Raw genomic sequence first — 23045 nt, 5'->3', positions numbered from 1 at the left:
CTGTTTTTTAACAAAATACCCCTTTTTATTTGCCAACTCTTTACTTACATGATGCATATGCTCCATATTAACAAGCGCATACTAGCTGTAGAAAAGGAGGCGAATAGTCAGTGGAAAATGCTCGAATTAGCGGATGGCAACTGTTTGTGTTAATTACGCTCTTTGAGATTGGCAGCGCCTTTTTAGTCGGCTTAGCGATGGACGCTAAGCAAGATGCTTGGGTTGCCATTTTAGTTGGTATGATCAGCAGCTATGCACTCATTTTTATTTATTATCGCTTGCACCGCTATTATCCAGATTTAGCTCTGACGGAGTACATTGAAAAAATTATTGGAAAAGTGCCGGGACGCGTACTGGCTTTTCTTTACGTATTATATTTTGCTAACGGAGCCGCGCGGGTACTGCGCGATTTCGGCGCGATGCTTCTTACTTTTGTCTATCCTGACACGCCGCTGTTTATAGTGAACGCTTTACTGATGCTCGGAATTATCTATACGGTTCGCCAAGGAATTGAAGTGATGGCACGTTCGGCGGAACTGCTGTTTTTCTTCATTTACGTACTCGCCGTCGCTGGCTTTATTCTTATCTTCGTTTCTGGCCTTCTTGATTTTTCAAGCCTAAAGCCGATGCTTGAAAACGGTATTTCTTTAGTGCTGAGAGTTGCCTACAGCCAGACGCTGTATTTTCCTTTTGGAGAAGTCATTGTATTTGCCATGATTTTTCCTCATACAAAAAATGTAAAAAAGACCGCATTCATTGTATTCAGCGCAATTACGTTAAACGGTATTAACCTTATGATTACAATGATTGTGAATATAGGTGTGCTGGGCGTTACCTTAACATCGAGATCTGCTTTTCCACTTTTAAGCACTGTTCAAAGCATTCAATTCGCAGGTTTTTTAGAACGGCTTGATGTGTTTTTTATGGTGGCTTTAATCACAGGCGGCTTCTTTAAAATCGGTCTGTTTTTCTATGCCACTGTGCTGGGGCTTTCCCACGTGTTTGAGCTTAAAAACCCGTCACCGCTTGTATTTCCAGTCGGCTTAGTCGTCTTGTTTTATTCATTGTCTCTTGCTCAAAACTATTTCGAACACGTATATGAAGGGTTAAAAATCATTCCGTTCACTTTACATCTTCCGTTTCAAATTGTCATTCCTGCTCTTTTACTCGTAATCGCATTTTTAAGAAATCGAAAAAAATACAGTCCGTCCCTGTGAAAAATACCGCAGAAAATTCATAGTATGTCCATTTCTCTATTGGATTTAATCTCCTAAAATTATACAATATAGTCAAGAAGCCAAAAGGAGAACCAATATGATTGGATTAATTCTTTCTATTTTAATATTTAATATTCTTGCTTTTAAAACAAACAAGCGCTTCACAGCAAATCAAATTGTACACATTTGGATGTTCACCATTGCTGCTCAGCATATCTTTGACGTCTTCATTAATTTCAAATTTCACGGCTACTGGTATTTTACACAAGAGACAGACTGGCAAGGTATTTTTGCCTATACTGTTCTCATTCCGCCTGTAAACATGCTTTTTCTTACCTACTATCCTTTTGCCGGGACACTCACAAAAAAAGCCGCCTATATTTTACTTTGGTCGGTTGCCGTTTTACTTTATGAAGTAGTGGCCCTTCTCCCTGCTCCATGGGGTTATTTTCACTACGGATGGTGGACGTGGTGGTATTCGCTTCTGCTAAATCCGCTGCTGTTTTGGATGGTGGTGCAGTATTACCGGTGGATGTGTAAGTTGGAGAGGAAAATAACAAAAAGCCTTTAGAAAATAAAGGCTTCTGCATCTTATTTAGCAGTAAAAATTTCTTTATCCACTAATTTATTCACGTCCACTTCTTTTGACAATACATCTTCTTCTTTAAATACATCGGCTACTTTCTGTACAGCACGTATATCCTTTTCTTCAAAAGGTCTTACTTCAGCATTTACTCGTCCATTAATTGTTCTTGAAACGTCATTAGGCAACCTCGTAATATTAGAATACAGTTTAACGTACTTCTCTTTGTTTTGATTTTCCCATTCCCATGCTTTTGAAATTCGTTTAATGACGTCTTGAAGTGCTGCTTTTTTTCCAGGATCCTGTAGTGCTTTGTCTGAAGCTGTGATAAACCCTAATCCTGTATTAATACCTTTGCCATTACGCAATACTCTTCCTCCGTTTTTCTCAGCAATCGCTAAATACGGATCAAAAGTAGCCCATGCTTCTAGCTGGCCAGCTTTGAAAGCTGCTGCGGCATCAGTAGGAAGAACAAACTTGACATTAACATCTTTCGTAGACAGGCCTTCTTCTTTTAGAGCTTCAATTAATAAATATTGTGCAATGCTACCTTTTGCAGATGAAACTACGACTGTCTTTCCTTTTAAATCCTTTATCGACTTAATTGAAGAATTTTTCTTAACCAATATTCCTACAGCTTCGGGAGAAGATACGCTAGTAGCAATAATTTTTAATGGCACTTTCGAAGCTGCGGCTGCGAGTACCGGCGTATCTCCGGCAGGAGCTGTATCTACTGATCCAGCTTTTAATGCTTCAAATAAGGGAGCCGCACCTTGAAAACTCGCCCACTTTACTTTATATGGTGTACCTTCTAGCACTTTAGAAGCTTCTACTTTGGCCTTCGTCATTCCAGCTTGATCTCCTAACACAATCGTTACTTTTGACAAATCTACCGTCTTTTTTCCTGCTGTTTCCTTTGTCTCACTGCAGCCAGATAAAATAGATATAGTTCCTATAGTAAGAATGCTTGCTACTAAAATCCTCTTAGATAGGTTTTTCTTTGCACAATCTAAAGCTTTTTGAAGGATGTTCATATGTACTTATTCTCCTTTTCATCATACTTACTTAGGCATTGATATTCTTATATCAATGCCTAAGCTTTTTCTTTTATTTAGTTTAATATATCCGGTTCCTCATCAAGTAGCTTATACCATAGCTGTTGAAAGTTGAACCAGCCTCCGGACGGACTGCTTACTTGAGAGTGCGTCAAAACAGCCGTTTCATGATCGATTGGAATAGGTTTTCCTGCTGCTTCGGCAAGAAGCTGAGCATGGCAAGCTCGGTCCATAGCAATAAACCAATAGGCTGCTTCATCTACGCTATCTCCAACCGTAAGAAGCCCGTGATTTCTTAAAATAACGCCCTTATGTTGCTGAAGTGCATCAGCAATGCGTTCACCTTCACTTTTCTCTAATACTACTCCAGTAAAATCATCAAATAAGCCGTGATCTTGATAGAATACACACGAGTCTTGGGTAAGAGGATCAAGCAACCTTCCTAAAGACGACCATGCTTTACCATAAAGGGAGTGAGAGTGGGCAGCAGCAATTACATCTGGTCTTGCTTGATGAATTTGCGAGTGAATTGCGATTGCTGCTTTGTTAATTGGACGATCTCCTATGACGACATCTCCGTTGTGATTAACAAGATGCAAATCACTAACTTTCATTTGTCCAAAATGTACACCAAGTGGATTTACCCAGTAATGATCTTTTTTCTCAGGATCTCGAACTGTTATATGCCCCGCGACCCCTTCATTAAATCCAAATTGATTAAAAATTCGAAATGCACCTGCTAGTCTTTCCTTACGATGTTGGCGCTCTTCCTCTACATTTTGAAATGTTGGCTGGTTATAAATTGACGCTGCTTTCGTTGACATAATCATCCACCTTTCCGAATATTCCGTTTTTTTATTTCGAATGTATTTTTTCTACGTCACTATTTAATTCACTTGTCCAAAACTTCTTAACATCTATTTCTTCCTTTAGAAGTGACTCTGAATAAAATGTATCTGCTACATCTTGTTCCGACTTAATTTGCTCAGTATTGATAGGAGTAATAATGCTTGGACGTTGTTCTTCCCCTTCTTTCAGTGTTGTCAATGCCTGGCTAACTGGCTGATGTGTATTTATTGCGACCACTTTTGCCCATTTCTCTTCGTTTTCTCGTGTCCATTTATGAGCTTTTTGTAATCGATCTAGCAGGTCAACTAATGCTGCCTTTTTATTTTTATCCTCGAGGAGCTTAGGCGGTACGGTAATAAGGAAGTTTCCAGACAGAATGTCTTTACCACTTGCTATCGTTTTTGCTCCTTTTTCATGAGCAGATATAATAGATACGCCATAGCTTGCAAATGCGTCTACATTTCCTCCCAAAAGCGCTGTAAGCCCATCAGATGTAGAAAGTTCCACTGGCTTAATGTCTTTCCACTCTAAACCCTCTTCTTTTAGCAGCTTGAGCAGAAAATAATGAGCCGTTGTATTTTTTACATAAGCAACTTTTTTTCCTTTTAAGTCAGCTACACTTTTTACTGAAGAATTTTTGGGAACAACTACTTCTTGATTTAATGTATTACCTTCTTGTACAGCAACTACCTTGAAGTTCCCGTTTCCTTCAGATAAATTAGCAAATATAGGAGGAATTTCGCTGGATAGTGAAAAATCAATATGACCGCCTGCCATTGCCTCAAGCTGAAGGTTCCCACCTTGAAATACGCTGTAATCGATTTTATATGGTGTATTGTCTAGCCCAGCTGCCTTTAACTCCTCTTCAATACTGCTCCATCCTGTTTGCGCTACTCGTAACGTTACATCAGAGAGTTCATTTTTTTCTGGTTGACTAGCAGAGCTTTTTTGATCACAAGCAGTCATCAAGCACCCTATAAATATGGTTAGTAACAGAAGCATGAACCGAAGAAGAAAAAGTCTTTTTTTCATTTGAACACTGGTCACCCCTTTAACCTTCATACTTTATTGCACGCTCCTTTTATATTCTCTTCTCATTTTTTAGGAGACCAGTACGAATTTTGAACGTCAATTTTTTTTGTAATTAATTTCATTTCTAAAAGGTCATTTGCCTGATCTTGAAGGTCATCTGCAGCTTTTTGATTCATAAATTGAACATCAGCTGGCTTTTTCTTTAATATCTCTTGCCAAGTTTCAACTGGAATCTTGGTAGCATCGGATACTAATTCAGCTGCTTCCTTAGGATTTTTATTGATTTCTTTTCCAACCTTTTGAAGTTCTAATACAATTTGTTTTGTTGCTCTCGGATTATCTTTTACAAAATCCTCGCCAGCTACATAGAAGGAACGAAAGGAAACAAGCCCAGTAGCATCAGATAACACGCGATTTCCCTTATTTGCAGTTGTTGTAAAGTAAGGTTCCCATATAACCCACGCATCTACTTGTCCTTGAGAAAAAGCAACACTGGCTTCTGGTGGATTGAGATAGACTGGATTTATATCGCTCTCTGTCATCCCTTCCGACTTCAGCGTTTTTAACAACAAGTATTGGGAGATTGAAGCTTTATTAAAAGCAACCTTCTTACCTTTAAGATCTTTAATAGTTTTAATAGACGAATCATTCTTTACTAAAATGCCTTCGGATTCAGGCACAGAAGGTTCACTTGCAATATATACAAAATCAAGCCCTCTTGCTTTTCCAAATAAAGAAGGAGAATCACCTAAACTACCAATATCAATACTCCCTGCATTCAACGCTTCTGCTACTGCAATTCCTGTATTGAACTCATACCATTTCACTTTATATCCTAATTTCCCTAAGTTCTTTTCCAGCAGCTGCTTTTTCTTTAATAACAGCATAGGTGCAGACTTTTGATATCCTACTTTTACGACACCTTTTCCTTCTACTGATTGATTTCCTGCTGTTGTTTCTTTACCTCCTCCACATCCGGTTAAAGCTAGGAGCAACAGCACAATAATGGTTGTTGCATAAAATCTTTTTTTTGGGATCATCTTAAATCTCCTCTAGCTTTTCAGCATTTATTTTGCCTAGTGACGTACTTTTTTCTTATTATTTTGCACATATCGACCGAATCGGTCGATAAAATCTCCTTCTAGCACAGAAGCACGCATCAGCTCATGAAAAGACTCGCCTGAATGACAAACCTCTTTTATTGTTTGAGTTGTGTACGGTGGAACATTTGCTAGGATTTTTGCCCATTTTAAAGAACTCTTTTGACCAGTTTCTTTATCCGCACACAGTTCGTGAACTAAGCCATACTCTAAAGCTGTTTGTCCATTTATCTTCTTACCTGACAATGCTAAAAAACGAGCTTTGGAAGAGCCAATTTCATTAACCAAACGCTGTGTCCCTAAAACCAATCCAAACTGCGGACCGGGAAATCGAAAGTATGCTGCTTCACTGGCAATGCGTACATCGCATGAAATGGCAAGATCAGCTCCTGCTCCAAAGGCATACCCATTTACAAAAGAGATCGTGGGAACAGATAAATGGATTAGTATATCAAATAGCTCCGATAGTTTAGTGAAAAAATTGCTTGCTTCTTCATTGCTTAACCCTTGAATAAACTGTAAATCCACGCCTGCACTAAAAGCATTAGATACTTCACTGTTTAAAATCAGTGCACCTACTGTTTTATCTTCTGAAACCTCCTCTAGGGACTGCTTAAGTTCTTCATATAATTCTTGATTAATAGCATTAAGGTTATGAGGCGCGTGTAAGGATAAAATAACAATTTTTTTAGATGATGGCTGGTGATTTACCGTTACATTGACATATCTCATAGCTTCTCCTTTTTAACCTTTACTCGTTGGGTAGTACAATTGCACTGGGCTCGATTTCAGTCAATGGTAAGTCCGTGACTAACTGAATATTTTTGTCCTTTAACAGCTGTTTAAACTCTGCAAATCCGGTATTAGCACTTACTCGGTAATAATGAAAACCTTTCGACTTGGCGCTGTCGTAAGATAATTCACAAAGCATGCTAGGAGGTGCTGCTAGAACTGTTATACCCTGACTTTCAGCCCATTTGACAACCGCGCCTCTCTTTCCTTGGCTCAAATAAATAGAGGGATTTGTAAAATCTTCCGTTTTTTCTGTTTCAGTATTGTATAACCGGATAATGTCCCCTTCCACAATAGGAACAATTTTTTCTGTCTTGCTATTAAGTACAACGGCTACTTGCATTACACTCTTCTCCTTTTATACGGTCGTAGCATCTTCTAAAAGCGACGACGTTTCTTTTTTCATAACTCTTGCTAATACTTTACTTTCTAGTTTCCCAAAGGAATGACTTCCTCTTTCACGAGGCCTTGAAAGGGGAATGCGTAAATCCATCGCAATCTTTCCTTCTTCAATTAAAATAACTCGATCAGCCAGTGTAATAGCTTCTGATACATCATGAGTTACTAAAAGAGCTGTAAAGCGCTGTTCTTGCCATATTCCTTCAATCAGTTCCTGCATCTCAATACGTGTTAACGCATCTAATGCACCCAACGGCTCATCTAGTAACAGCAGCTTAGGCTGAGTGGCTAATGCACGGGCAAGTGCGACTCGCTGGCGTTGCCCACCAGACAAAACAGATGGCCACTCATTTGCTCTGCTCTCTAGTCCTACTTGCTTAAGAGAAGTTAATGCCTTCTCTTTCCACTCGCCTTTCAACCCTAAACTAACACCTACATTGGCTACAATCTTTTCCCATGGCAATAGTCTTGAATCTTGAAACATAAACCGAGCATGGGGATTAATTGAATGTAACTTTTCCCCATTTTGAACGATCTGTCCACTTGTTTCTTTTTCTAACCCTGCAATATGCCTTAATAACGTACTTTTTCCACATCCACTTTGTCCGACGATAGCGACGAATTCGCCAGGCGCTATATCTAAATCAATGCCTTTTAAGACTTCAACATCTCCAAAGAATTTCTTTAAATGCTGTATTTGTAATTGAATTCCTCCACCTTTATATTTCATATTTGCTCGCTCCTTACTTTACGATTTTTGATAGTTTGGATTCCATTTCAATAGCTTTACTTCTAATAGCTTTGCTAAAGAATCAGCAACTTTTCCTAAAATGGCATATAGCAAGATAGCAACAATAACAATATCAATTTGCATGAATTCACGGGCATTCATCGCCATGTAACCAATGCCAGAATCAGCTGCTACGGTCTCTGCTACAATTAATGTCAGCCACATAATCCCTAAGGAATAACGGATACCAACTAAAACGGATGGAAGAGCTCCTTTAAAAATCACTCGTACTAGAAGTTTATTTTTACTTAGGCCATATACTTTTCCCATTTCAATTAGAGATTTATCAACAGAAATAATTCCATGATACGTATTCACATAGATTGGGAAAAACACACCAATTGCTACCAAAAAGATTTTTGCCTCTTCTCCAATCCCTAACCACAAAATTACTAAGGGAATAAGAGCTAAATGCGGAATATTCCGAAACATTTGAATGGTTGTATCCAAGTGTTTTTCTGCAATGGGATATACTCCGTTTACAATTCCTAAAATAAGACCAATACTTCCTCCAATGGCGAAACCGATAAATGCTCGACTAAAGCTCACTTTAATATGATTAAACAGCTCTCCAGTTTGAACAAGATGAATTGCACTATATAAAATATCAAGTGGAGAAGGAAGTGTTTCTTTTGATACAATACCTGTAGTCGAAAATAATTCCCAGAGTGCAATTAATAGAATTGGTAAAACCCAAGGAGCTATTCGCTTGCTGTAAATGTTTGTTTTTTTGTTATTCACAATTAGACCTCCTTTACTTTACCATCTTACAAGCGAACGCTTGATTGCTTTTCTTTTAATCGATCGTTCACTTTTGGAATAATTTCTTTACCAATTGCTTCAATGACTTCTAAATGAGGAAACCCTCTTAGTAATACTTTTTCGAACCCTAAATCTACATACTCTACTACTCGATCAGCTATTTGATCTGGCGTACCCACTAATGCAATAGAGTTACCACTTAAAACTTGGGTTAATCCAGCCCACAGATTGGGGCCAATAATAAAATCTTTTTCTTTTGCTTCTTCCATTAATTTATCTAACCTTTTATGACCGACAGATTCATCTTTTAATCTAAATTTCTTTTTACTTTCTAAGCTACTTTCACTTACTTTACTAATCAGATTGTGGGCTTTCTCCCATGCTTTTTCTTCTGTCTCTGCTGTAATAACTTGAAGAGAAACTGAATACTTCAGCGCTCTTCCTTCTTTGGCTGCTAAATGTTTCATCTCTTCGATTCGAAGCTTTGTATCTTCTAATGTTTCTCCCCACAACATATAAACATCAGCTAATTTAGCAGCCACTTGCTTACCAGCTTCAGATGCACCACCCATAAAAATTTCAGGTCTTGGTTGTTGGACGGGCTTTGGAAAAAGAGATGCATTTTTAATGGAGTAATATTCCCCTTGATGATTTACTACATCTTCGGTAAACAACCGTTTCAAAATATGAACAAATTCTTCCGTTCTTTTATAGCGTAAATGGTGTGGAAGACTATCTCCATCTCTTTCTAGATCAGCTTGTGAACCTCCAGTAACAACATTAATAATAGCTCTTCCGTTCGATAGATAATCAAGTGTAGCAAATTGTTTTGCAAAAACTGTTGGGCTAATAAAGCCTGGCCTTGCTGCATATAAAAACTTTAAATCTTTAGTTGATTGTATTAAAGAGGAAGCTACAATTGATGCATCTAGACATTCTGCTCCTACTGGAAGAAGCAGCGCTGAAAACCCGGTCTGCTCAGCCATTTGCGCAATTTGATGATTGTATTTAAAAGAGGGTTCAATGTCCCATGGAACTCCAACATATTTTCCATCTCCTGCTGTAGGAGACATAGTAAGTATTTCAACCATTTTCATTCCTCCAATATCATATTATTTATATACGAATAGTATGTTTTAAAATAAACTTAGACCTTTATTGATGTTTTCTTCCATTCTTGTAAAACCTCACTTGTGTGTTCGCCAAGTAAAGGAGGCTTTCGATATACGGAGAATTCGTAACCTTTAACTTTTACCGGAAATCCTACTGTTGGTATAGATGAACCATTTGGTAGTGGTAAATCTCTAACAATATTTAATGACTGTGCCATAGGGCTAGCTAATGCTTCAGAAAAATCATTTACTGGAGCTGATGGAACGCCTCTCTGGTCAAACTCGGCTATCCATGATTCAGCTGGCTTTGTGCTAAACACTTTCTGCAAAAGGGCTGCCAGTTCTTTTTGATTTTTAGCACGTGCTGTTTGATTCACAAATCTAGGATCTGTAAACAATTCTTCTAGCCCAGTTACTTCACATACTGCTTTCCAAAGTTTATTATTACCAGCCGCAATGACAAATGGTTTGTCACTTCCATAGAATCCTTGATAAGGAGCATTGCGGGGATGCGCAGTTCCTAATCGTTTTGGCGATTTCCTGTTGCCAAAGTATTCACTCGTTTGCAAAGCTGAAATACCTAATACACTTCCTAACATAGAACAATCAATTTGAGTACCTTCTCCTCCTCTTTCAACATTTAAAACGGCTGCTGTAATTGTATATGCAGCGTACAATCCTACAGCAAAATCGGCTACTGGCACACCGCATTTAACTGCTTCTCCATCTTCTTCACCAGTGACGCTCATTAATCCACTTATTGCTTGAACCGTTACATCAAAAGCACCTTTATTAGCATAAGGACCTTCTTGCCCATACCCTGAAATAGAGCAATAGATTAGCTTAGGATGAACACTAGCTAAACTCTCATAATCCAATGCAAACTTCTTTAATACTCCTGGACGAAAGTTTTCTATAATTACATCAGCTTGTAAACAAAGTTCCCTTAAAGTTGCTAATTGCTGTTTATCTTTAAAATCAATACTAATACTTCTTTTATTTCGGTTTAGTGATGAAAAGTTAGCACTGTACTCTTCTTCTTCATTTTTTACAAATGGTGGCCATAGCCTCATGCCGTCTCCTCCATTTGGATTTTCAACCTTAACAACGTCTGCCCCCAAATCAGCTAACAACATTCCTGTATATGGACCGGCTGCAATTTGGCCGAATTCGAGAACGCGTATACCAGATAGTGGTTGTTTACTAGGTAACTTCATTTCACTGTTCCTTTCTTTTCATAATTTGACTATCTCTTAATTCAACTTAATCAATCAACTTACTGTGTTTTCACAAAGTATATATTACTTTCCTGGATTTGTATAATTGATAAATTCGAATAGTTAATTCAAAAAAAATGAATTAACCAAAATAGAGCTATTAAAAATGAGTCTTTATAAGACGAATCAAATTCTCGACGGCCGTTCCATTGGTTACTGTGTTTATTTTTCTTAAGATACCTGTAGTTACACCAATTTTGAGATCAGAGATCTTTTTTATTTCTGTTCCTGGCGGTGGATTTTTCACCATAACATCAGGCACTACAGCAATCCCAAACCCCACTTGTACATATTCTTTTAATGCAGACATGCTGTTCACTTCAAGTCGAATGTCAGGACTAACACCAGCTTCCACCAACGATTTCTCCAAACTGATTCGGTAATTGCACACAAACCCGCTCAAAAGAAGGCGTTCTCCTTTGAAATCAGCAAGTTCTACTTGATTTTTCACAGCTAACGGATGATTTTTAGGTACTAACAGGGATACTTCTTCAATAAAAAGCGGCTCAAATAATGTTGTATGATCCAAATTAGGCGTATTGCAGATAGCCAAATCAAGCTCTCCTTCTTTAATCATCTTTGTTAAGTTCTGTGTATTATCAATTTGGATACTTAATTGAACATTAGGGTATCTTTCATTAAACGGCAGTAAGATGCTCGGCAAGCGAAAAATCGCCATGGGCTCAATGGCTCCTACCCGCACTTTACCAGCTTCTCCATGAAGCCATTGCTGCATAGTATCTTGTACGTACTCCAAATCTCTTAATAAAAGGTCTGCTTTCTCATGAAAAAGCCTCCCTGCTTCTGTTAAATGTATTTTTTTCCCTCGTTCAATGAGCTTTACGCCCAAATCTGATTCGAGTTTTTGTATTTGCATCGTAACCGTTGATTGTACGTACTTTAACTCTTCTGCTGCTTTTTGAAAACTTCCTAAGCGCGCAATAGTTTGGAATGTTTTAATCGTTCGTAAATCCATTTACTTGCTACCTCCTCCTTTATAGATAGCTCAAAAACCTACAGCAACTACTTCGTTATTAGTTATCTAGTAAGTAAGTTTTATCACTTCTTTAGCTATTTACTTTATAAGTCAAACCCCTTTGATGTCTACAAAAATCACGTTTGAATTAGGTATTAAAATAAAACAATTCATTTTTATTGAATAATCAATTCTTTTTTTTCAATTATACAAAAGGTTCTTTTCCCTTTATCATGTTAACTAAGTTTTTGGTTTTATATGACATATCTCTACTCAATTAAAGCTTAAGGAGGAATAACATATGCCAATTCATTCCCCTATGAAAAGATCAATACAAGAACAAGCTTATCTATTAGCAGCTGAATTTCAGAAAACGGCCATTCAGCGCGACAGGGAAGGTGGAAATCCGAAATGGGAGCGAGACCTTATTCGAAAAAGTGGATTGCTGAACCTTTTAACTCCCGAAAGGCTGGGTGGAATGGGTAAAACTTGGGGAGATGTGTGTGAAGTTGTACAGATTTTTGCTCAAGCAGACAGCTCGCTAGCGCATGTATACGGCTATCATTTCCTTAACCTGACAACTCCTTACTTTTATGGAACATCGGAGCAATCAGATTTTTACTACCAACAAACAATTCAACAAAATCTCTTTTGGGGCAATGCCTTCAATCCTATTGATTTAAATCTTTTTGCTACAAAAAAGAATTCAAGCATTTTGTTAAACGGAAAAAAAACCTTTTGTTCTGGAAGTGCAGACTCTGATTATTTAATTGTATCTAGTATTTTTGAAGAGACCGAGATTCCATTAATTGCAGTCATACCAACTAACCGTCAAGGCATTGAAGTTAACGGTGACTGGGATCATTTTGGACAGAGGCAAACAGACAGTGGGTCCATTACATTTAAAAATGTGCCTGTTTACAAAGAAGATATTCTAGCAGCTGTTCCACCGAACGATGAATTTTTAAGCATCCGATCAAGCATTGCTAATTTTCTTATTTCACACATTATGTTAGGGGTTACAAAAAGCGCCATCAACGAAGCCCTACAATACGTTTCAACGAAGACGAGAGCTCGTTTTGCCCAACATTCATCTGCCATAGATGACCCTTACATTCAAAGACATCTTGGAAAATTCCACATTCAATACGAAGCAGCTGAATCGTTAATTTCCCAAACTACTGCTGCATTTCAAGAGGCTTGGGAGAAAAGTTGGAACCTTACAGAAAAAGAAAAAACCAGCATTCAAAATTCTATAGGGGTAGCTAAAGCATTTATTACTACAGCAGGATTAGATATTACCTCAAGAATCTTTGACGTCATGGGTAGCAGAGCAACGTCTAACACGTACCGCTACGATCGCTTCTGGAGGAATATTAGAACCCTATCCCTGCACGCCCCTATCGATTATGAAATTCAGCGCCTTGGCACCTGGACGCTGCAAAATTATAAAAACCACCTTGACCTGGAGGAAAATCAATGACTATTTCAACACACATTAAAAAATTAGAAGTTGCCATTCGCAACGTCTTACAGCAAACAAGCTTAGAAAAAGAAGTTGTGGAACAACTCAAACCTCACTTTGACTTATTTTTAAAAACAAAAGATTTATTGCCCGCTACATATAGACAGCCTAAGAAAAATAAATATAGCCAGTTCTTGTTATATAAACCAGAGGATGAAGCTTTTTCAATCGTTGGTTTCGTATGGGGACCTGGACAAACCGCTCCTATACACGATCATTTAGTATGGGGATTGGTTGGGATATATGAGGGAGCAATTGAGGAAACAAGGTACCAAAGAGTTAAAAGCGAACAAGACAGCTACGCCTTAAAGAAAGTGGAGGTAGTAACAGCTAAAGCTCAGGATATTTCGTATGTATATCCTCCGAATAGAGATATACACAGTGTCCGTAATCCATTTACTGAACCCGCTATTACCATTCACCTTTACGGAACAGATATTGGTTTACAGAAGAGACATATTTATGATGAATCTGCTTCTTCTAAAAATATCGTGACGGCTCATGAAAATGAAGTCCCACTGTACACGTAATATTAGTCTATAGAGCAATAAAAAAACGATAACCACAAGGGCTATCGTTTTTTTTATTATTGAGATACCATTACTTTTTGGCGAACGTGCTCTAAGTGATCACGAACCGCTTCTGCTGCTTCTTCTGGCTCTCCATTTTTAATCGCTTCAAAAATACGCTCATGGTCGGCATCCGTTTGCTTGCGATTTTCTTTTTGGCTTTTATTTAACGAATAAGCAAGCGCTTTTCGATACAAATGACCTAAATCTTCTACAGCATGAAGAAGGAATGAATTATGAGCAGCTTTTACAATATCATGATGGAAACGATAGTCCGCTTCATGTCCAATTTCTTCACTGTTATGAACCGTCTTTTTAAATGCTTCTAACGATTCTTTAATTTCAATCAGTTCTTCATCCGTACGGCGCAGCGCGGCTAAGCTTGCTGCCTGCGACTCGATGATAATACGCATTTCAATTAATTCAAGAACCTGATCTGCTTCAACCATTTCAAACGTCATTGGATCAAGCATACCCACTAAGTTTACACGTTTTACGTAGCTTCCTCCGCCTTGTCGTGATTCAATTAATCCGCTGGCAGAAAGAACGCTTAGCGCTTCACGAATTGGTGCGCGGCTCACTCCAAACATTTTGGATAACTCATGTTCCGACGGCAAACGAGACTCTGGCGGGAACGTTTTCTCTTTAATCATCTTTTTTAATTGATCAAGCACTTGACTAGATACTTTTTTACGCTCAATAGGTACAAACATACTTCTATTCCTCCTCCAAGTAATTATCTCTCTCTTTTTTTTAGTTTTCATCGGACCCAGATTAACTATGTGTATTCCGATTTATGTAAACGCTTCAATCTTTGTATTACAAGTATACATTATTTCAATTCAAATGTGTTGATAAAATTTTACTATTATTGTTATTATACCATGAAAACAAGTTATAAATGAATAACGATTCATGGTTTTTTGACATAATACCACTATCTTACATATAATCCGTATACAATCATAATCGCCGCGTCCGCTAACGCATGGCTAATAATTGCCGCTTCGGCACCATATCGCTCCCTTATACACGCCCACATTATACCTGCTAAAAAAACGCCTGCAGCCGAGATCCAATTAAAAGGAAACGCAAAAACGGGCAGAATAATAAACAGGTGATAAAGCGCATAAAAGCTTGATGTAACAATACTTGAAGCAGGTAAAGACCGATGCTTCTTCACTTTATTCTGTATATATACTCGCCAATACATTTCTTCTAAATAAGGATTAATAAAAATCAAAATGACGGCTAAAATGATCACTTTCCATCCGCTAAATCCCCATATTTGCAAAACCGCTTGCATATCTTCTGCATGAAAGATTTTACCAGAAAAAAGCAGGCTGCTTCCAATTATCACAGCGGCACATAGAACTCCGCTCAGAGTTCCCACATACAGAGATTTTTTTGTAAGCGCTACCTTCAAGTTAATTTTATTATTCGCATATAAAATCATAAACATCCAGCCGTAAAAGCAAACAAATGTTACCAACACATTTTGGATAAGCCACAAACCGAAAAAAACAAAGATTGTAGGCATGAACAGCAAAAACAAAAATTTTATCATGTTTATGGCGCACCTTCTTTAAGAGCCGCTTTTCTTTTACCTAGTAAACCTTTCGTGTTCAAAAGGTTTACTATCTTTTATCTTATAAAAGTCCGGGGGTATTTTCAATTATTTTTTAATTCTTGCTCCAGCTCACGAAGACTTTCAGCAAGCTTTTTCTTTTCTTCTTCAAAGTGAGCATCGTCTTTAAAAGCAGGAGCTGAAGGTTCTGGCTCTTCATTTTCTTTTAGCCAATCCGGCGTCATTTCCTTGCGAATCACCCGCTTTTTATTAGCACATGCAAGCGGCTTTTCAGCCTGTTGACTCGCAAGCACTCGCTGCGATGTTACATAATGCTTATGAAAAAGATGCTGTTTAATGTAGGCAAACGCTCGAATGGTATCGCCGCTGTACTTAGGCTTGTAGAGATCAAATGCTTCCTGCAGTCCAGATAGCGCCTCTTCTACAGGTATTTCGCTTTTTGCGACTTCGTACATATGCTTTAAATCACTGGCTGAAGGATACATCCCTCGGTTTCTTCTAGCAATAAAAGCGGCTTCCAACGTTTGGACGTAAGCGTCATGCGCGTCTTCTTCTCTTTTTATTTGATTTGTATTTTTTGCTGTAGTCTCTGTTAATGAAGCCTTCACAGTGAGTGAATCCGCTGCTTCAATTTGACTTTCCCCTTCTGTCAAATTGACATCTTCGAGCTCTTCAAATTCATCGCTTGGCATAAGCTTTTCTAATTGCTCATAATCAATTCGGTACCAGACCGTGTTGTTAAATTTAGAGCGGTTGTATTTCCCTTTTATAATCAAGCCTTCTTTTTCAAGTTTTGAAATGATGCGTTGAATCGTTGAAAGCGACCAAAACGGAAACTGCTGCAGCCACTGCTGATTGGTGTTGTATACCCACGTATATCCGTCCTGTACGTTTACGCTTTTTTCAAGCCAGTAGTGAAGCTGCTGAAGAAACAGCGCTCCGTTCACTCCTACTTTGACTGCAAGCGCCGGCAGTACGATTAACGGCTGATCTTTTAATAATAATTTACTCATTGCGTCATCTCCTTTGTTATGTAAAATGGCTACTATATATATACAAAGAAAACGGAAAAACGGGGATGCCACCTTTAAATTTATGTTAAAATATAGAAAAAAACGAGGTGAGCAGATGATACGTCAAGGGAGAATTGGTGATGAAGCGGGCATTGCCCACGTACACGTAGAAAGCTGGAAATCGACTTATAAAGGACTTGTTCCGGATTTTTTTTTAAATTCGTTGAACGCTGAAAAGCGAAAAGCCGTCTGGAAAAAACAGCTGGAATCAAATTCTGTTTTCGTTGCAGAAGAAAACGGTCAAATTGTCGGCTTCGCTTCTTATGGTAAAGAAAGAACCAACAAGCATCCTTCCTATACTGGAGAACTGTATGCCATGTATTTACTCACAGAGCATCAGCGAAAAGGAATTGGAAAAGCGCTTTTGCATAAAATAGCGCAAGAGCTGGTAGACCAAGATATACATACGATGCTCACATGGGCTTTCGAAGAGAACGGCGCCTGTCAATTTTACGAAGCGCTCGGGGGAAAAAGAATCGATCAAGCGGACGTGATCATTGACGGCAGATCTCTATCTGAAGTGGCTTTTGGATGGAACACGCTTAAAAATTTGTAAGACAACTCTCTGGACAGATTTTTTTCTTCACGGTAAACTGTTTAGTTGGTATAAAAAGAAAGGATGACTTACCGTGACGAATTCTACTTATCGAAATATTATTTTGCTCGTTCTTTGTGTCACAGCGGGTATCGTCGATGTGATTGGCTACTTAAGCCTTGGCCATATCTTTACGGCAAACATGACCGGAAACATCGTGCTGCTTGGATTAGCAATTGGAAACTCGCTTGAAACAACTGTTTTTCATTCCCTCACAGCTTTAGGAGGCTTCATTGTAGGAGTTGTAGGAGCTGCAATCCTTGTTGGAAACAAAGAAAAAACGTTTTGGCCTAAAGCCGTAACGATCGCGCTTGGAATAGAAGGATTACTTTTACTTGTTTTTGCACTTTTATCTTCGTTTTCTCCTTCTTTACATGTAACTTACTTATTTATTTTCTTATTAAGCTCAGCAATGGGACTTCAAACAACGGCGGCTCGAAAGCTTGGCGTAGCCGGAATTTCAACAACTGTATTAACAGGGACGCTTGCTAACTTTTTTGAAGACGTAACGGCACGTTTGCGCAGCCCTCGCTATCGCAAAACGTTTACAACCGACGCCATTCTTCGCGCGCTGTCTCTTGTACTTTACTGCTTTGGCGCTGTTATCGCCGCACTTGCAGAGCCTGCTTATAAATTTGAAATTATTTGGCTGCCCATTGTTATTTTGTTAGCTATTATCATTTTTGTCAGCACGAAGTTTCGTTCTGATTCAGAAAAAAAATAATAATGATAAAGACCCGTTTCGATAAAGAAACGGGTCTTTTATTTTCCTGACAGTGCCGCTAAAACGCCAAGAATGATTGCCGCTGCAGGTCCTACAATGAATAGTCCAATTAAAATCGATCGTATGGCTTCCCATAATGACCGCAAAGGACCTTGCTTAGACTCTGCTTTTTCCACTCTTTCCTCTAGGTGTTCGACTCTTTGCTGAAGCTTCGCTAATTCCTGCGTAACATCTATTTGTTCGCTCATCGCTCAAGCTCCTTTTCACTCTACATTACCATATACTTCCTTACTAAAACTACTATTTATTTGTGATTACTTCAATGCCGATTTCGCGGTAAGCATTTAACACGGTTTCGTTCACATGTTCTTCTGTAATGAGCCAATCTAGTGAGTTTGCTGAGCTGAACGTGTACGTTGACGATGTATTGAGTTTTTTCGCTGTTACAATAGCCGCTACTTCACTCGCACTTTTAATCATTTGGCTTTTAATGTGCATTTCTTCAAGCAAAGGAATGCTCATGCCGATCTTAGGATCGATTGCGTATACGCCTAAAAAACAAAGATCCGCTCGAATTTGTTTTAACGTATCAACCACGCTTTGTCCTACCGTGACCATCGATTCTTTTCGAAACGTTCCTCCAAGAGAAACAACTTCTACAAAGTCATGTTCCGCTAGTGCGACGGTAATTAACGGACTGTTTGTAATAACCGTAACGTTTAAATTTTTTGGAAAAGCTTTGACGAGCTGAATATTTGTTGTACTTCCGTCCATCAGCAGCACCTGCCCGTCTTTAATTAACGGAAGCGCCGCTACGGCAAGTGAATGCTTAACATCCATCAATTCACGTTTTCGCTCCCTGTAATCCACCGCAGACGTGGAACGCGGAAGCGCTCCTCCGTGTACGCGCTGCAGCAGACCAAGCGCGTCCATTTCCCGCAGATCTCTGCGGATTGTATCTTCTGAAACATTCAGCGTTTGGCTAAGCGTGGTAGCCACAATTCGCCCTTCTTTTTCAAGCAAATTCATAATTTGTTTGCGTCTTTCTTGTTTTAACATTGCTTGTTCACCTGTTTTCTTTCTGCTTTTTACTTTATTATACTTGTTTCTTTTGTAAAAACAATGTAAAAACGCTTGATTATCAGTGTTTTTTCGTTTATTGTAGGATAAACAAGATAAAACACGTAAAAACAAGTAATAATAGTCAAAGGGAGAGATAGTTTATGAAGATGATTTTTACAGATTTAGATGGAACGCTTTTAAATAGCAGCAGTGAAATTAGTACAATTAATGCAGAAGCAATTAAAAAAGCGCAAAAACACGAAGTTGAAGTCGTGGTTGCTACAGGGCGCGCTTATTTCGACGTGCAGGAAATTTTAAAAAAAGCTGAGCTTTCAAACCTGTGGGTGATTGCCGCAAACGGAGCGACTATTCATGACCCGAACGGACACCTCAGACATTCTGTTCCAATTGATGCACATCACGTAAAAGAAGCGCTTCAGTGGCTGGATGCAAACGAGTTTTACTATGAAGTGTTTGCAGAGCACGCGATTTATACGCCAAACTCAGGCCGTGAGCTGCTGGCCATTGAAATTGACCGAGTCAAAAGCGCCAATAAAAATGTGGATGAAGAAAGACTTCATCACGCAGCGGCTAAGCAGTACAGCCAAACGGGGTTTGCCTTTGTTGCATCCTATGAAGATATTTTAAATACAAACGCTGAGCTTTATAACGTACTAGCTTTTTCATTTGATGATGAAAAACGACAAAAAGGCTGGGATCACTTTAGCAAGCAGCATGATATGACACTTGTCTCTTCCGCTGATCATAACTTTGAACTGGAACACAAAGACGCGTCAAAAGGAAACGCATTAACATACGTTGTCAAAGAGCTTGGCGGCTCTCTTCATGATACCATTGCCATTGGAGACAGCTTTAACGACGTATCGATGCTCCAGACGGCTGGAAAAGGAATCGCTATGGCAAATGCGCATGCGGAAATTAAAGCGTTAGCTGATGATGTTACATTAACGAACGATGAAAACGGAGTAGCTTCCGTTATTGAAAAAGTGTTAGAAGCACAGCTGGAAGCACATTAAAAAAACGCTTGGCATTTGCCAAGCGTTTTTAACTGATCATGCGGTAAATACCGACAAACCAGCTAAACAGCGCAACTAGAAACAGCAGCCATGCGCTGGTTTTTTTTCTTTTTTGCCACTCAATTGCTCCTAAAACTAGCATGGTAAACCCGAGCAGTATATTTAAAAACGAAAGGAACTGGTAGCTGTGAGTAAGCATAATATAAAGAGCCAGTCCAACGGTAATAATTGAAAAAATAAGCTGTAATGCTTTTAACAAAAAATCTCTCCTTACTTGTAATTCACGTCTTCATTTACACACGTCACTAAAGGCTTTTTCTCAAGGCCTAAAAGCAAGTTCTGTACGGCTAGATCTGCCATGCGATTGCGCGTTTCGTACGTAGCACTTCCAATATGCGGTGTTACCAGCACATTTGAAAGCTGCAGCAGCTTATGATCTGCCGGAAGCGGTTCTGGGTCTGTTACGTCTAGAGCGGCATACGCAATTTCTTCATTTTTCAGCGCTTCGTACAGTGCTTCAGTATCCACTAATCCTCCGCGCGCTGCGTTCACAAAATACGCGCTGTTTTTCATGGCTTTAAACTCCGCTTCTCCAAACATCCCTTTGCTTTCATTTGAAAGCGGCACTAAGCATACGATACAATCAGCTGTGTGAAGCAGTTCTTCAAACGAAAGGTATACGGCATCAAGCTCTTTTTCTGCTTCATGCTTGCGGCTTCGGTTGTGGTAAACGATGTTCATTCCGGACGCTTTTGCTCGTCTGGCAACGGCGCTTCCAATATCGCCCATTCCAACAATACCAAGCGTTTTTCCAAATAAATCAACGCCGAATACCGTTTCCCAGTTTCCTTGCTTCACTTTTTCATAGCCTTCATGAATGCGGCGAGCTGCTGACAGCAAGAGACCAAACGTTAAATCAGCCGTCGCTTCTACTAACACGCCTGGCGTATTGCTAAACGGTACGCCTTTTTTGGTACATGCTTCGACATCTACACTATCATACCCCACACCCGATTGAGAAATAACGCGCAGGTTCGGCGCTGCTTCTAACAGCTCTTCATCCACTGTAATGTGTCCGATATTAAAAAAGCCGTCGGCGTCATGAAGCCAGTCGCGCAGCGTTTCTTGCGGAATCTTTCCTTCTCCTTCCCACATTTGAATATCGCAGTGCTCCGCTAGCTTTTCATAAGCATTTGGCCACGTTTTTCCAGACATAACAACTTTGTATTTCCCCATGTGTATCTCTCCTTTTCCTTGTTCACTCATATGTATGAATAGAAACTAGCTATTCTATCATAAGCCTACTATAAAGATGAAACTTTTTCCATTCAGTAATCGTATTTATAGTAAGGGGGAATACGAATGTTTGAAGATGAAATGATATTTGAAGATGATCCGTCCGGAGATGACATTGTTTTTGAAGGTGATGCTGACCTAAGCGGAGGCGCTTTTTTTCCAGACGATGCGTTATTTAACGGAATGTCTACGTTTGTTATGCTATTTTTTATTATTGTTATTGGTATTTTTCTATTTTCTATTTTTAAAGGAATCAGCACGTGGAGTAAAAATGAGCAGTCTCCTCGTCTATCTGTAAAAGCAAAAATTACGGGCAAACGGACAAACGTCCATCACCACAACAGTCACGCTCACGAACATCACCACTCTCACACGTCTACAACTTACTATGTAACCTTTCAGTTTGAAAGCACCGACCGCTCTGAATTTACTGTTTCAGGCAGCGAATACGGCATGCTTGCAGAAGGCGATGAAGGAATGCTGACCTTTCAAGGAACTCGTTTTTTGGATTTTCAAAGAAATCTCAGTGAAGAACATACAGATGCTTAGCCTATGATCTCTTGCTTTTAGAGGTCTTTTTTACTGTAGGAATGCATTCCGACCTATTTGTGCCCTTTTTACATGATGGAAGAACGTTATTGACCACAAAAACATACCGTGTAACACATTCATGTAAACAGGCAGGTGATTTTATGTATTCTCCTTATTCAGGCAGCGGCCTCTACTACGGACATTACGGCGAAGCCCCTCATTCGCACCCTATTCAAACAATACTGGCGCAATACTGGCACGAAACCCACTATCCAGGTCCACACAAAAAATATGTACACGTGTATTATCTTAACCCTTCTTCTCTTCATTATTATCCAACCTATCGAAGGTTTTTGTAAAAAAATGGTGTTTTAATTGAACTTTTTATTGTAAAATTAATCCATATACTTGTTTATTGAAAAGGAGGTTAAAAACAGTGCGTAATTCTACAGCAAAAAATAGTGTGATAGTCACCACTTTGCTTTCCGCCCTATTTTTCTGCTTCATTTTGGTTCTTGGTTCGCTTTCTCCTCTAGCAGATTCAGGCCCCAACGTTAATACGTTCGGCTCAACTGGGCTGTGGTTATCTCTTGGCATGGTTCTATTTTTATACTTATTGCCTTTAGCTTTTTATATGTTGGGAATGCATTTCTTAAAATTTGTGATGGCCGCTTTTTGCAGCATTGGACTTTTAATCGCTGCTAGTACTCTATTACTGATGCCGGCTCTGTTTTTATTCGGATTAGAAGATTTCTCAGGAAGCTTATCTTCAATTATAGGAATAATGATTTCTTGTTTAGGTTTGCTGATTACGAATATTGTGTGGTATGTTGTTGCGTTTAAAAGACCGTCAGCTACCGTACAGGAAAGCGTTTAAAATGGTAAACAGGTTGCATACTAATTTCAGTTATAAACGAACAAATTGGAGAGATGAGCTGAAACGCTTGTGACACCGCTGTTGATTTCCGTGCAAGACTTCGCTTTCCTCGGGCGGCCGGTGAGCCTCCTCGTAGCTTCCGCTCCTGCGGGGTCTCACCTGTTCCGCTTTCCCCGCAGGAGTCTTTGTCTTGCCCTCCAATCATCAGCTAGAAGCAGCCATAT

29 protein-coding genes are annotated in these 23045 nt (G+C 39.1%); 10 read left to right on the top strand and 19 right to left on the bottom strand.

The window, feature by feature from the left end:
- Nucleotides 1-110 precede the first annotated feature (110 nt).
- Together MMB69_RS07110 and MMB69_RS07105 are read left to right on the top strand one after the other, a co-directional pair.
- Nucleotides 111-1217 (top strand): GerAB/ArcD/ProY family transporter, encoded by a 1107-nt coding sequence (locus tag MMB69_RS07110; protein ID WP_277447468.1) that lies wholly within the window; start codon nt 111-113, stop codon nt 1215-1217.
- A 97-nt stretch (nt 1218-1314) separates the two neighbouring features.
- Nucleotides 1315-1788, top strand: coding sequence for a hypothetical protein (locus MMB69_RS07105; RefSeq protein ID WP_221785377.1), 474 nt, complete (start codon nt 1315-1317; stop codon nt 1786-1788).
- A gap of 20 nt (nt 1789-1808) precedes the next feature.
- Here the strand turns inward: MMB69_RS07105 and MMB69_RS07100 are convergent, their stop codons facing one another.
- From MMB69_RS07100 to MMB69_RS07050, 11 genes are all read right to left on the bottom strand, one after another.
- On the bottom strand, nt 1809-2834 hold the full coding sequence (locus tag MMB69_RS07100) for an ABC transporter substrate-binding protein (protein ID WP_277447467.1): 1026 nt from the start codon (nt 2832-2834) through the stop codon (nt 1809-1811).
- A gap of 77 nt (nt 2835-2911) precedes the next feature.
- Nucleotides 2912-3721 carry a class II aldolase/adducin family protein gene (locus tag MMB69_RS07095; RefSeq protein ID WP_264409257.1) on the bottom strand — a complete coding sequence of 270 codons (810 nt, stop codon included), beginning with the start codon at nt 3719-3721 and terminating at the stop codon, nt 2912-2914.
- Nucleotides 3711-4766 (bottom strand): ABC transporter substrate-binding protein, encoded by a 1056-nt coding sequence (locus tag MMB69_RS07090; protein WP_277447466.1) that lies wholly within the window; start codon nt 4764-4766, stop codon nt 3711-3713. Before MMB69_RS07090 ends, MMB69_RS07095 begins: the two co-directional genes overlap by 11 nt.
- A 32-nt stretch (nt 4767-4798) precedes the next feature.
- Nucleotides 4799-5776: an aliphatic sulfonate ABC transporter substrate-binding protein gene (locus MMB69_RS07085; RefSeq protein ID WP_221785374.1), complete on the bottom strand. Its 978-nt coding sequence runs from the start codon at nt 5774-5776 to the stop codon at nt 4799-4801.
- A gap of 36 nt (nt 5777-5812) precedes the next feature.
- Complete coding sequence (locus tag MMB69_RS07080) at nt 5813-6568, bottom strand: enoyl-CoA hydratase/isomerase family protein (RefSeq protein ID WP_277447465.1); 756 nt, start codon at nt 6566-6568, stop codon at nt 5813-5815.
- Between the two features lie 19 nt (nt 6569-6587).
- Entirely contained in the window at nt 6588-6971 is a 384-nt protein-coding gene (locus MMB69_RS07075; RefSeq protein WP_146274387.1) for a hypothetical protein, read from the bottom strand.
- Between the two features lie 15 nt (nt 6972-6986).
- The gene (locus MMB69_RS07070; protein ID WP_098548964.1) at nt 6987-7757 is read right to left on the bottom strand and encodes an ATP-binding cassette domain-containing protein; all 771 of its coding nucleotides are present in this window, start codon (nt 7755-7757) and stop codon (nt 6987-6989) included.
- Between the two features lie 18 nt (nt 7758-7775).
- Nucleotides 7776-8558 (bottom strand): ABC transporter permease subunit, encoded by a 783-nt coding sequence (locus MMB69_RS07065; RefSeq protein WP_146274389.1) that lies wholly within the window; start codon nt 8556-8558, stop codon nt 7776-7778.
- A gap of 26 nt (nt 8559-8584) precedes the next feature.
- Entirely contained in the window at nt 8585-9670 is a 1086-nt protein-coding gene (locus MMB69_RS07060; RefSeq protein WP_269871878.1) for an LLM class flavin-dependent oxidoreductase, read from the bottom strand.
- Between the two features lie 56 nt (nt 9671-9726).
- Nucleotides 9727-10908 (bottom strand): CaiB/BaiF CoA transferase family protein, encoded by a 1182-nt coding sequence (locus MMB69_RS07055; RefSeq protein WP_264408178.1) that lies wholly within the window; start codon nt 10906-10908, stop codon nt 9727-9729.
- Nucleotides 10909-11068: 160 nt separating this feature from the next.
- Nucleotides 11069-11944, bottom strand: a complete 876-nt coding sequence (locus MMB69_RS07050) for a LysR family transcriptional regulator (RefSeq protein ID WP_264408179.1) — start codon at nt 11942-11944, stop codon at nt 11069-11071.
- A 301-nt stretch (nt 11945-12245) separates the two neighbouring features.
- Here MMB69_RS07050 and MMB69_RS07045 point away from each other — a divergent pair, with 301 nt between their 5' ends.
- Nucleotides 12246-13427 carry an acyl-CoA dehydrogenase family protein gene (locus tag MMB69_RS07045; protein ID WP_277447463.1) on the top strand — a complete coding sequence of 394 codons (1182 nt, stop codon included), beginning with the start codon at nt 12246-12248 and terminating at the stop codon, nt 13425-13427.
- On the top strand, nt 13424-13999 hold the full coding sequence (locus tag MMB69_RS07040) for a cysteine dioxygenase family protein (protein ID WP_176343670.1): 576 nt from the start codon (nt 13424-13426) through the stop codon (nt 13997-13999). Before MMB69_RS07045 ends, MMB69_RS07040 begins: the two co-directional genes overlap by 4 nt.
- A gap of 56 nt (nt 14000-14055) precedes the next feature.
- Here the strand turns inward: MMB69_RS07040 and MMB69_RS07035 are convergent, their stop codons facing one another.
- From MMB69_RS07035 to MMB69_RS07025, 3 genes are all read right to left on the bottom strand, one after another.
- A complete protein-coding gene (locus MMB69_RS07035; protein WP_013058211.1) occupies nt 14056-14751 on the bottom strand; it encodes a FadR/GntR family transcriptional regulator in 696 nt (231 codons plus the stop codon).
- Nucleotides 14752-14975: 224 nt separating this feature from the next.
- Nucleotides 14976-15605, bottom strand: coding sequence for a CPBP family intramembrane glutamic endopeptidase (locus MMB69_RS07030; protein WP_277447462.1), 630 nt, complete (start codon nt 15603-15605; stop codon nt 14976-14978).
- 104 nt (nt 15606-15709) lie between these two features.
- Nucleotides 15710-16639, bottom strand: coding sequence for a hypothetical protein (locus tag MMB69_RS07025; protein ID WP_277447461.1), 930 nt, complete (start codon nt 16637-16639; stop codon nt 15710-15712).
- Nucleotides 16640-16754: 115 nt separating this feature from the next.
- Between MMB69_RS07025 and MMB69_RS07020 the strand changes: the two genes are divergently transcribed.
- Nucleotides 16755-17255, top strand: a complete 501-nt coding sequence (locus MMB69_RS07020) for a GNAT family N-acetyltransferase (RefSeq protein ID WP_277447460.1) — start codon at nt 16755-16757, stop codon at nt 17253-17255.
- Nucleotides 17256-17328: 73 nt separating this feature from the next.
- Entirely contained in the window at nt 17329-18018 is a 690-nt protein-coding gene (locus MMB69_RS07015; RefSeq protein WP_264408191.1) for a YoaK family protein, read from the top strand.
- 38 nt (nt 18019-18056) lie between these two features.
- On the opposite strand, the gene MMB69_RS07010 is transcribed toward MMB69_RS07015, so the two are convergent.
- Both MMB69_RS07010 and MMB69_RS07005 read right to left on the bottom strand, forming a co-directional pair.
- A complete protein-coding gene (locus MMB69_RS07010; RefSeq protein ID WP_264408194.1) occupies nt 18057-18266 on the bottom strand; it encodes a hypothetical protein in 210 nt (69 codons plus the stop codon).
- Nucleotides 18267-18318: 52 nt separating this feature from the next.
- Entirely contained in the window at nt 18319-19077 is a 759-nt protein-coding gene (locus tag MMB69_RS07005; protein ID WP_269871884.1) for a DeoR/GlpR family DNA-binding transcription regulator, read from the bottom strand.
- Between the two features lie 164 nt (nt 19078-19241).
- On the opposite strand from MMB69_RS07005, the gene MMB69_RS07000 reads away from it, so the two are divergent.
- Nucleotides 19242-20117, top strand: coding sequence for a Cof-type HAD-IIB family hydrolase (locus MMB69_RS07000; RefSeq protein WP_277447459.1), 876 nt, complete (start codon nt 19242-19244; stop codon nt 20115-20117).
- A 28-nt stretch (nt 20118-20145) separates the two neighbouring features.
- On the opposite strand, the gene MMB69_RS06995 is transcribed toward MMB69_RS07000, so the two are convergent.
- Together MMB69_RS06995 and MMB69_RS06990 are read right to left on the bottom strand one after the other, a co-directional pair.
- Nucleotides 20146-20376 (bottom strand): YczI family protein, encoded by a 231-nt coding sequence (locus tag MMB69_RS06995; protein WP_277447458.1) that lies wholly within the window; start codon nt 20374-20376, stop codon nt 20146-20148.
- An 11-nt stretch (nt 20377-20387) separates the two neighbouring features.
- Nucleotides 20388-21353 carry a 2-hydroxyacid dehydrogenase gene (locus MMB69_RS06990; protein WP_277447456.1) on the bottom strand — a complete coding sequence of 322 codons (966 nt, stop codon included), beginning with the start codon at nt 21351-21353 and terminating at the stop codon, nt 20388-20390.
- Between the two features lie 126 nt (nt 21354-21479).
- On the opposite strand from MMB69_RS06990, the gene MMB69_RS06985 reads away from it, so the two are divergent.
- From MMB69_RS06985 to MMB69_RS06975, 3 genes are all read left to right on the top strand, one after another.
- Complete coding sequence (locus MMB69_RS06985; RefSeq protein WP_277447455.1) at nt 21480-21962, top strand: DUF2500 domain-containing protein; 483 nt, start codon at nt 21480-21482, stop codon at nt 21960-21962.
- An 89-nt stretch (nt 21963-22051) separates the two neighbouring features.
- Nucleotides 22052-22303: a hypothetical protein gene (locus tag MMB69_RS06980; RefSeq protein ID WP_277447454.1), complete on the top strand. Its 252-nt coding sequence runs from the start codon at nt 22052-22054 to the stop codon at nt 22301-22303.
- Nucleotides 22304-22380: 77 nt separating this feature from the next.
- Nucleotides 22381-22821 (top strand): DUF5391 family protein, encoded by a 441-nt coding sequence (locus MMB69_RS06975; protein ID WP_277447453.1) that lies wholly within the window; start codon nt 22381-22383, stop codon nt 22819-22821.
- Here the strand turns inward: MMB69_RS06975 and MMB69_RS06970 are convergent.
- The gene (locus MMB69_RS06970) at nt 22799-23026 is read right to left on the bottom strand and encodes a hypothetical protein (RefSeq protein ID WP_277447452.1); all 228 of its coding nucleotides are present in this window, start codon (nt 23024-23026) and stop codon (nt 22799-22801) included. The genes MMB69_RS06975 and MMB69_RS06970 overlap by 23 nt on opposite strands.
- Between the last annotated feature and the right edge of the window lie 19 nt (nt 23027-23045).

The organism is Priestia sp. P5 (genome assembly GCF_029522155.1).
Lineage (GTDB): Bacteria > Bacillota > Bacilli > Bacillales > Bacillaceae_H > Priestia > Priestia megaterium_E.
This window is presented reverse-complemented; position numbering and strand designations above follow the sequence as displayed.

What these genes read in the sequence shown, in the direction of transcription:
- MMB69_RS07075 (WP_146274387.1), bottom strand. Translation starts at nt 6,971, where the DNA reads ATGCAAGTAGCCGTTGTACTTAATAGCAAGACAGAAAAAATTGTTCCT.
- MMB69_RS07055 (WP_264408178.1), bottom strand. Translation starts at nt 10,908, where the DNA reads ATGAAGTTACCTAGTAAACAACCACTATCTGGTATACGCGTTCTCGAA.
- MMB69_RS06970 (WP_277447452.1), bottom strand. Translation starts at nt 23,026, where the DNA reads ATGATTGGAGGGCAAGACAAAGACTCCTGCGGGGAAAGCGGAACAGGT.
- MMB69_RS07000 (WP_277447459.1), top strand. Translation starts at nt 19,242, where the DNA reads ATGAAGATGATTTTTACAGATTTAGATGGAACGCTTTTAAATAGCAGC.
- MMB69_RS07060 (WP_269871878.1), bottom strand. Translation starts at nt 9,670, where the DNA reads ATGGTTGAAATACTTACTATGTCTCCTACAGCAGGAGATGGAAAATAT.
- MMB69_RS07025 (WP_277447461.1), bottom strand. Translation starts at nt 16,639, where the DNA reads ATGAGTAAATTATTATTAAAAGATCAGCCGTTAATCGTACTGCCGGCG.
- MMB69_RS07070 (WP_098548964.1), bottom strand. Translation starts at nt 7,757, where the DNA reads ATGAAATATAAAGGTGGAGGAATTCAATTACAAATACAGCATTTAAAG.
- MMB69_RS07045 (WP_277447463.1), top strand. Translation starts at nt 12,246, where the DNA reads ATGCCAATTCATTCCCCTATGAAAAGATCAATACAAGAACAAGCTTAT.
- MMB69_RS07085 (WP_221785374.1), bottom strand. Translation starts at nt 5,776, where the DNA reads ATGATCCCAAAAAAAAGATTTTATGCAACAACCATTATTGTGCTGTTG.
- MMB69_RS07040 (WP_176343670.1), top strand. Translation starts at nt 13,424, where the DNA reads ATGACTATTTCAACACACATTAAAAAATTAGAAGTTGCCATTCGCAAC.
- MMB69_RS07030 (WP_277447462.1), bottom strand. Translation starts at nt 15,605, where the DNA reads ATGATAAAATTTTTGTTTTTGCTGTTCATGCCTACAATCTTTGTTTTT.
- MMB69_RS07080 (WP_277447465.1), bottom strand. Translation starts at nt 6,568, where the DNA reads ATGAGATATGTCAATGTAACGGTAAATCACCAGCCATCATCTAAAAAA.
- MMB69_RS06985 (WP_277447455.1), top strand. Translation starts at nt 21,480, where the DNA reads ATGTTTGAAGATGAAATGATATTTGAAGATGATCCGTCCGGAGATGAC.
- MMB69_RS07010 (WP_264408194.1), bottom strand. Translation starts at nt 18,266, where the DNA reads ATGAGCGAACAAATAGATGTTACGCAGGAATTAGCGAAGCTTCAGCAA.
- MMB69_RS07100 (WP_277447467.1), bottom strand. Translation starts at nt 2,834, where the DNA reads ATGAACATCCTTCAAAAAGCTTTAGATTGTGCAAAGAAAAACCTATCT.
- MMB69_RS07050 (WP_264408179.1), bottom strand. Translation starts at nt 11,944, where the DNA reads ATGGATTTACGAACGATTAAAACATTCCAAACTATTGCGCGCTTAGGA.
- MMB69_RS07105 (WP_221785377.1), top strand. Translation starts at nt 1,315, where the DNA reads ATGATTGGATTAATTCTTTCTATTTTAATATTTAATATTCTTGCTTTT.
- MMB69_RS07020 (WP_277447460.1), top strand. Translation starts at nt 16,755, where the DNA reads ATGATACGTCAAGGGAGAATTGGTGATGAAGCGGGCATTGCCCACGTA.
- MMB69_RS07005 (WP_269871884.1), bottom strand. Translation starts at nt 19,077, where the DNA reads ATGTTAAAACAAGAAAGACGCAAACAAATTATGAATTTGCTTGAAAAA.
- MMB69_RS06990 (WP_277447456.1), bottom strand. Translation starts at nt 21,353, where the DNA reads ATGGGGAAATACAAAGTTGTTATGTCTGGAAAAACGTGGCCAAATGCT.
- MMB69_RS07090 (WP_277447466.1), bottom strand. Translation starts at nt 4,766, where the DNA reads ATGAAGGTTAAAGGGGTGACCAGTGTTCAAATGAAAAAAAGACTTTTT.
- MMB69_RS07035 (WP_013058211.1), bottom strand. Translation starts at nt 14,751, where the DNA reads ATGTTTGTACCTATTGAGCGTAAAAAAGTATCTAGTCAAGTGCTTGAT.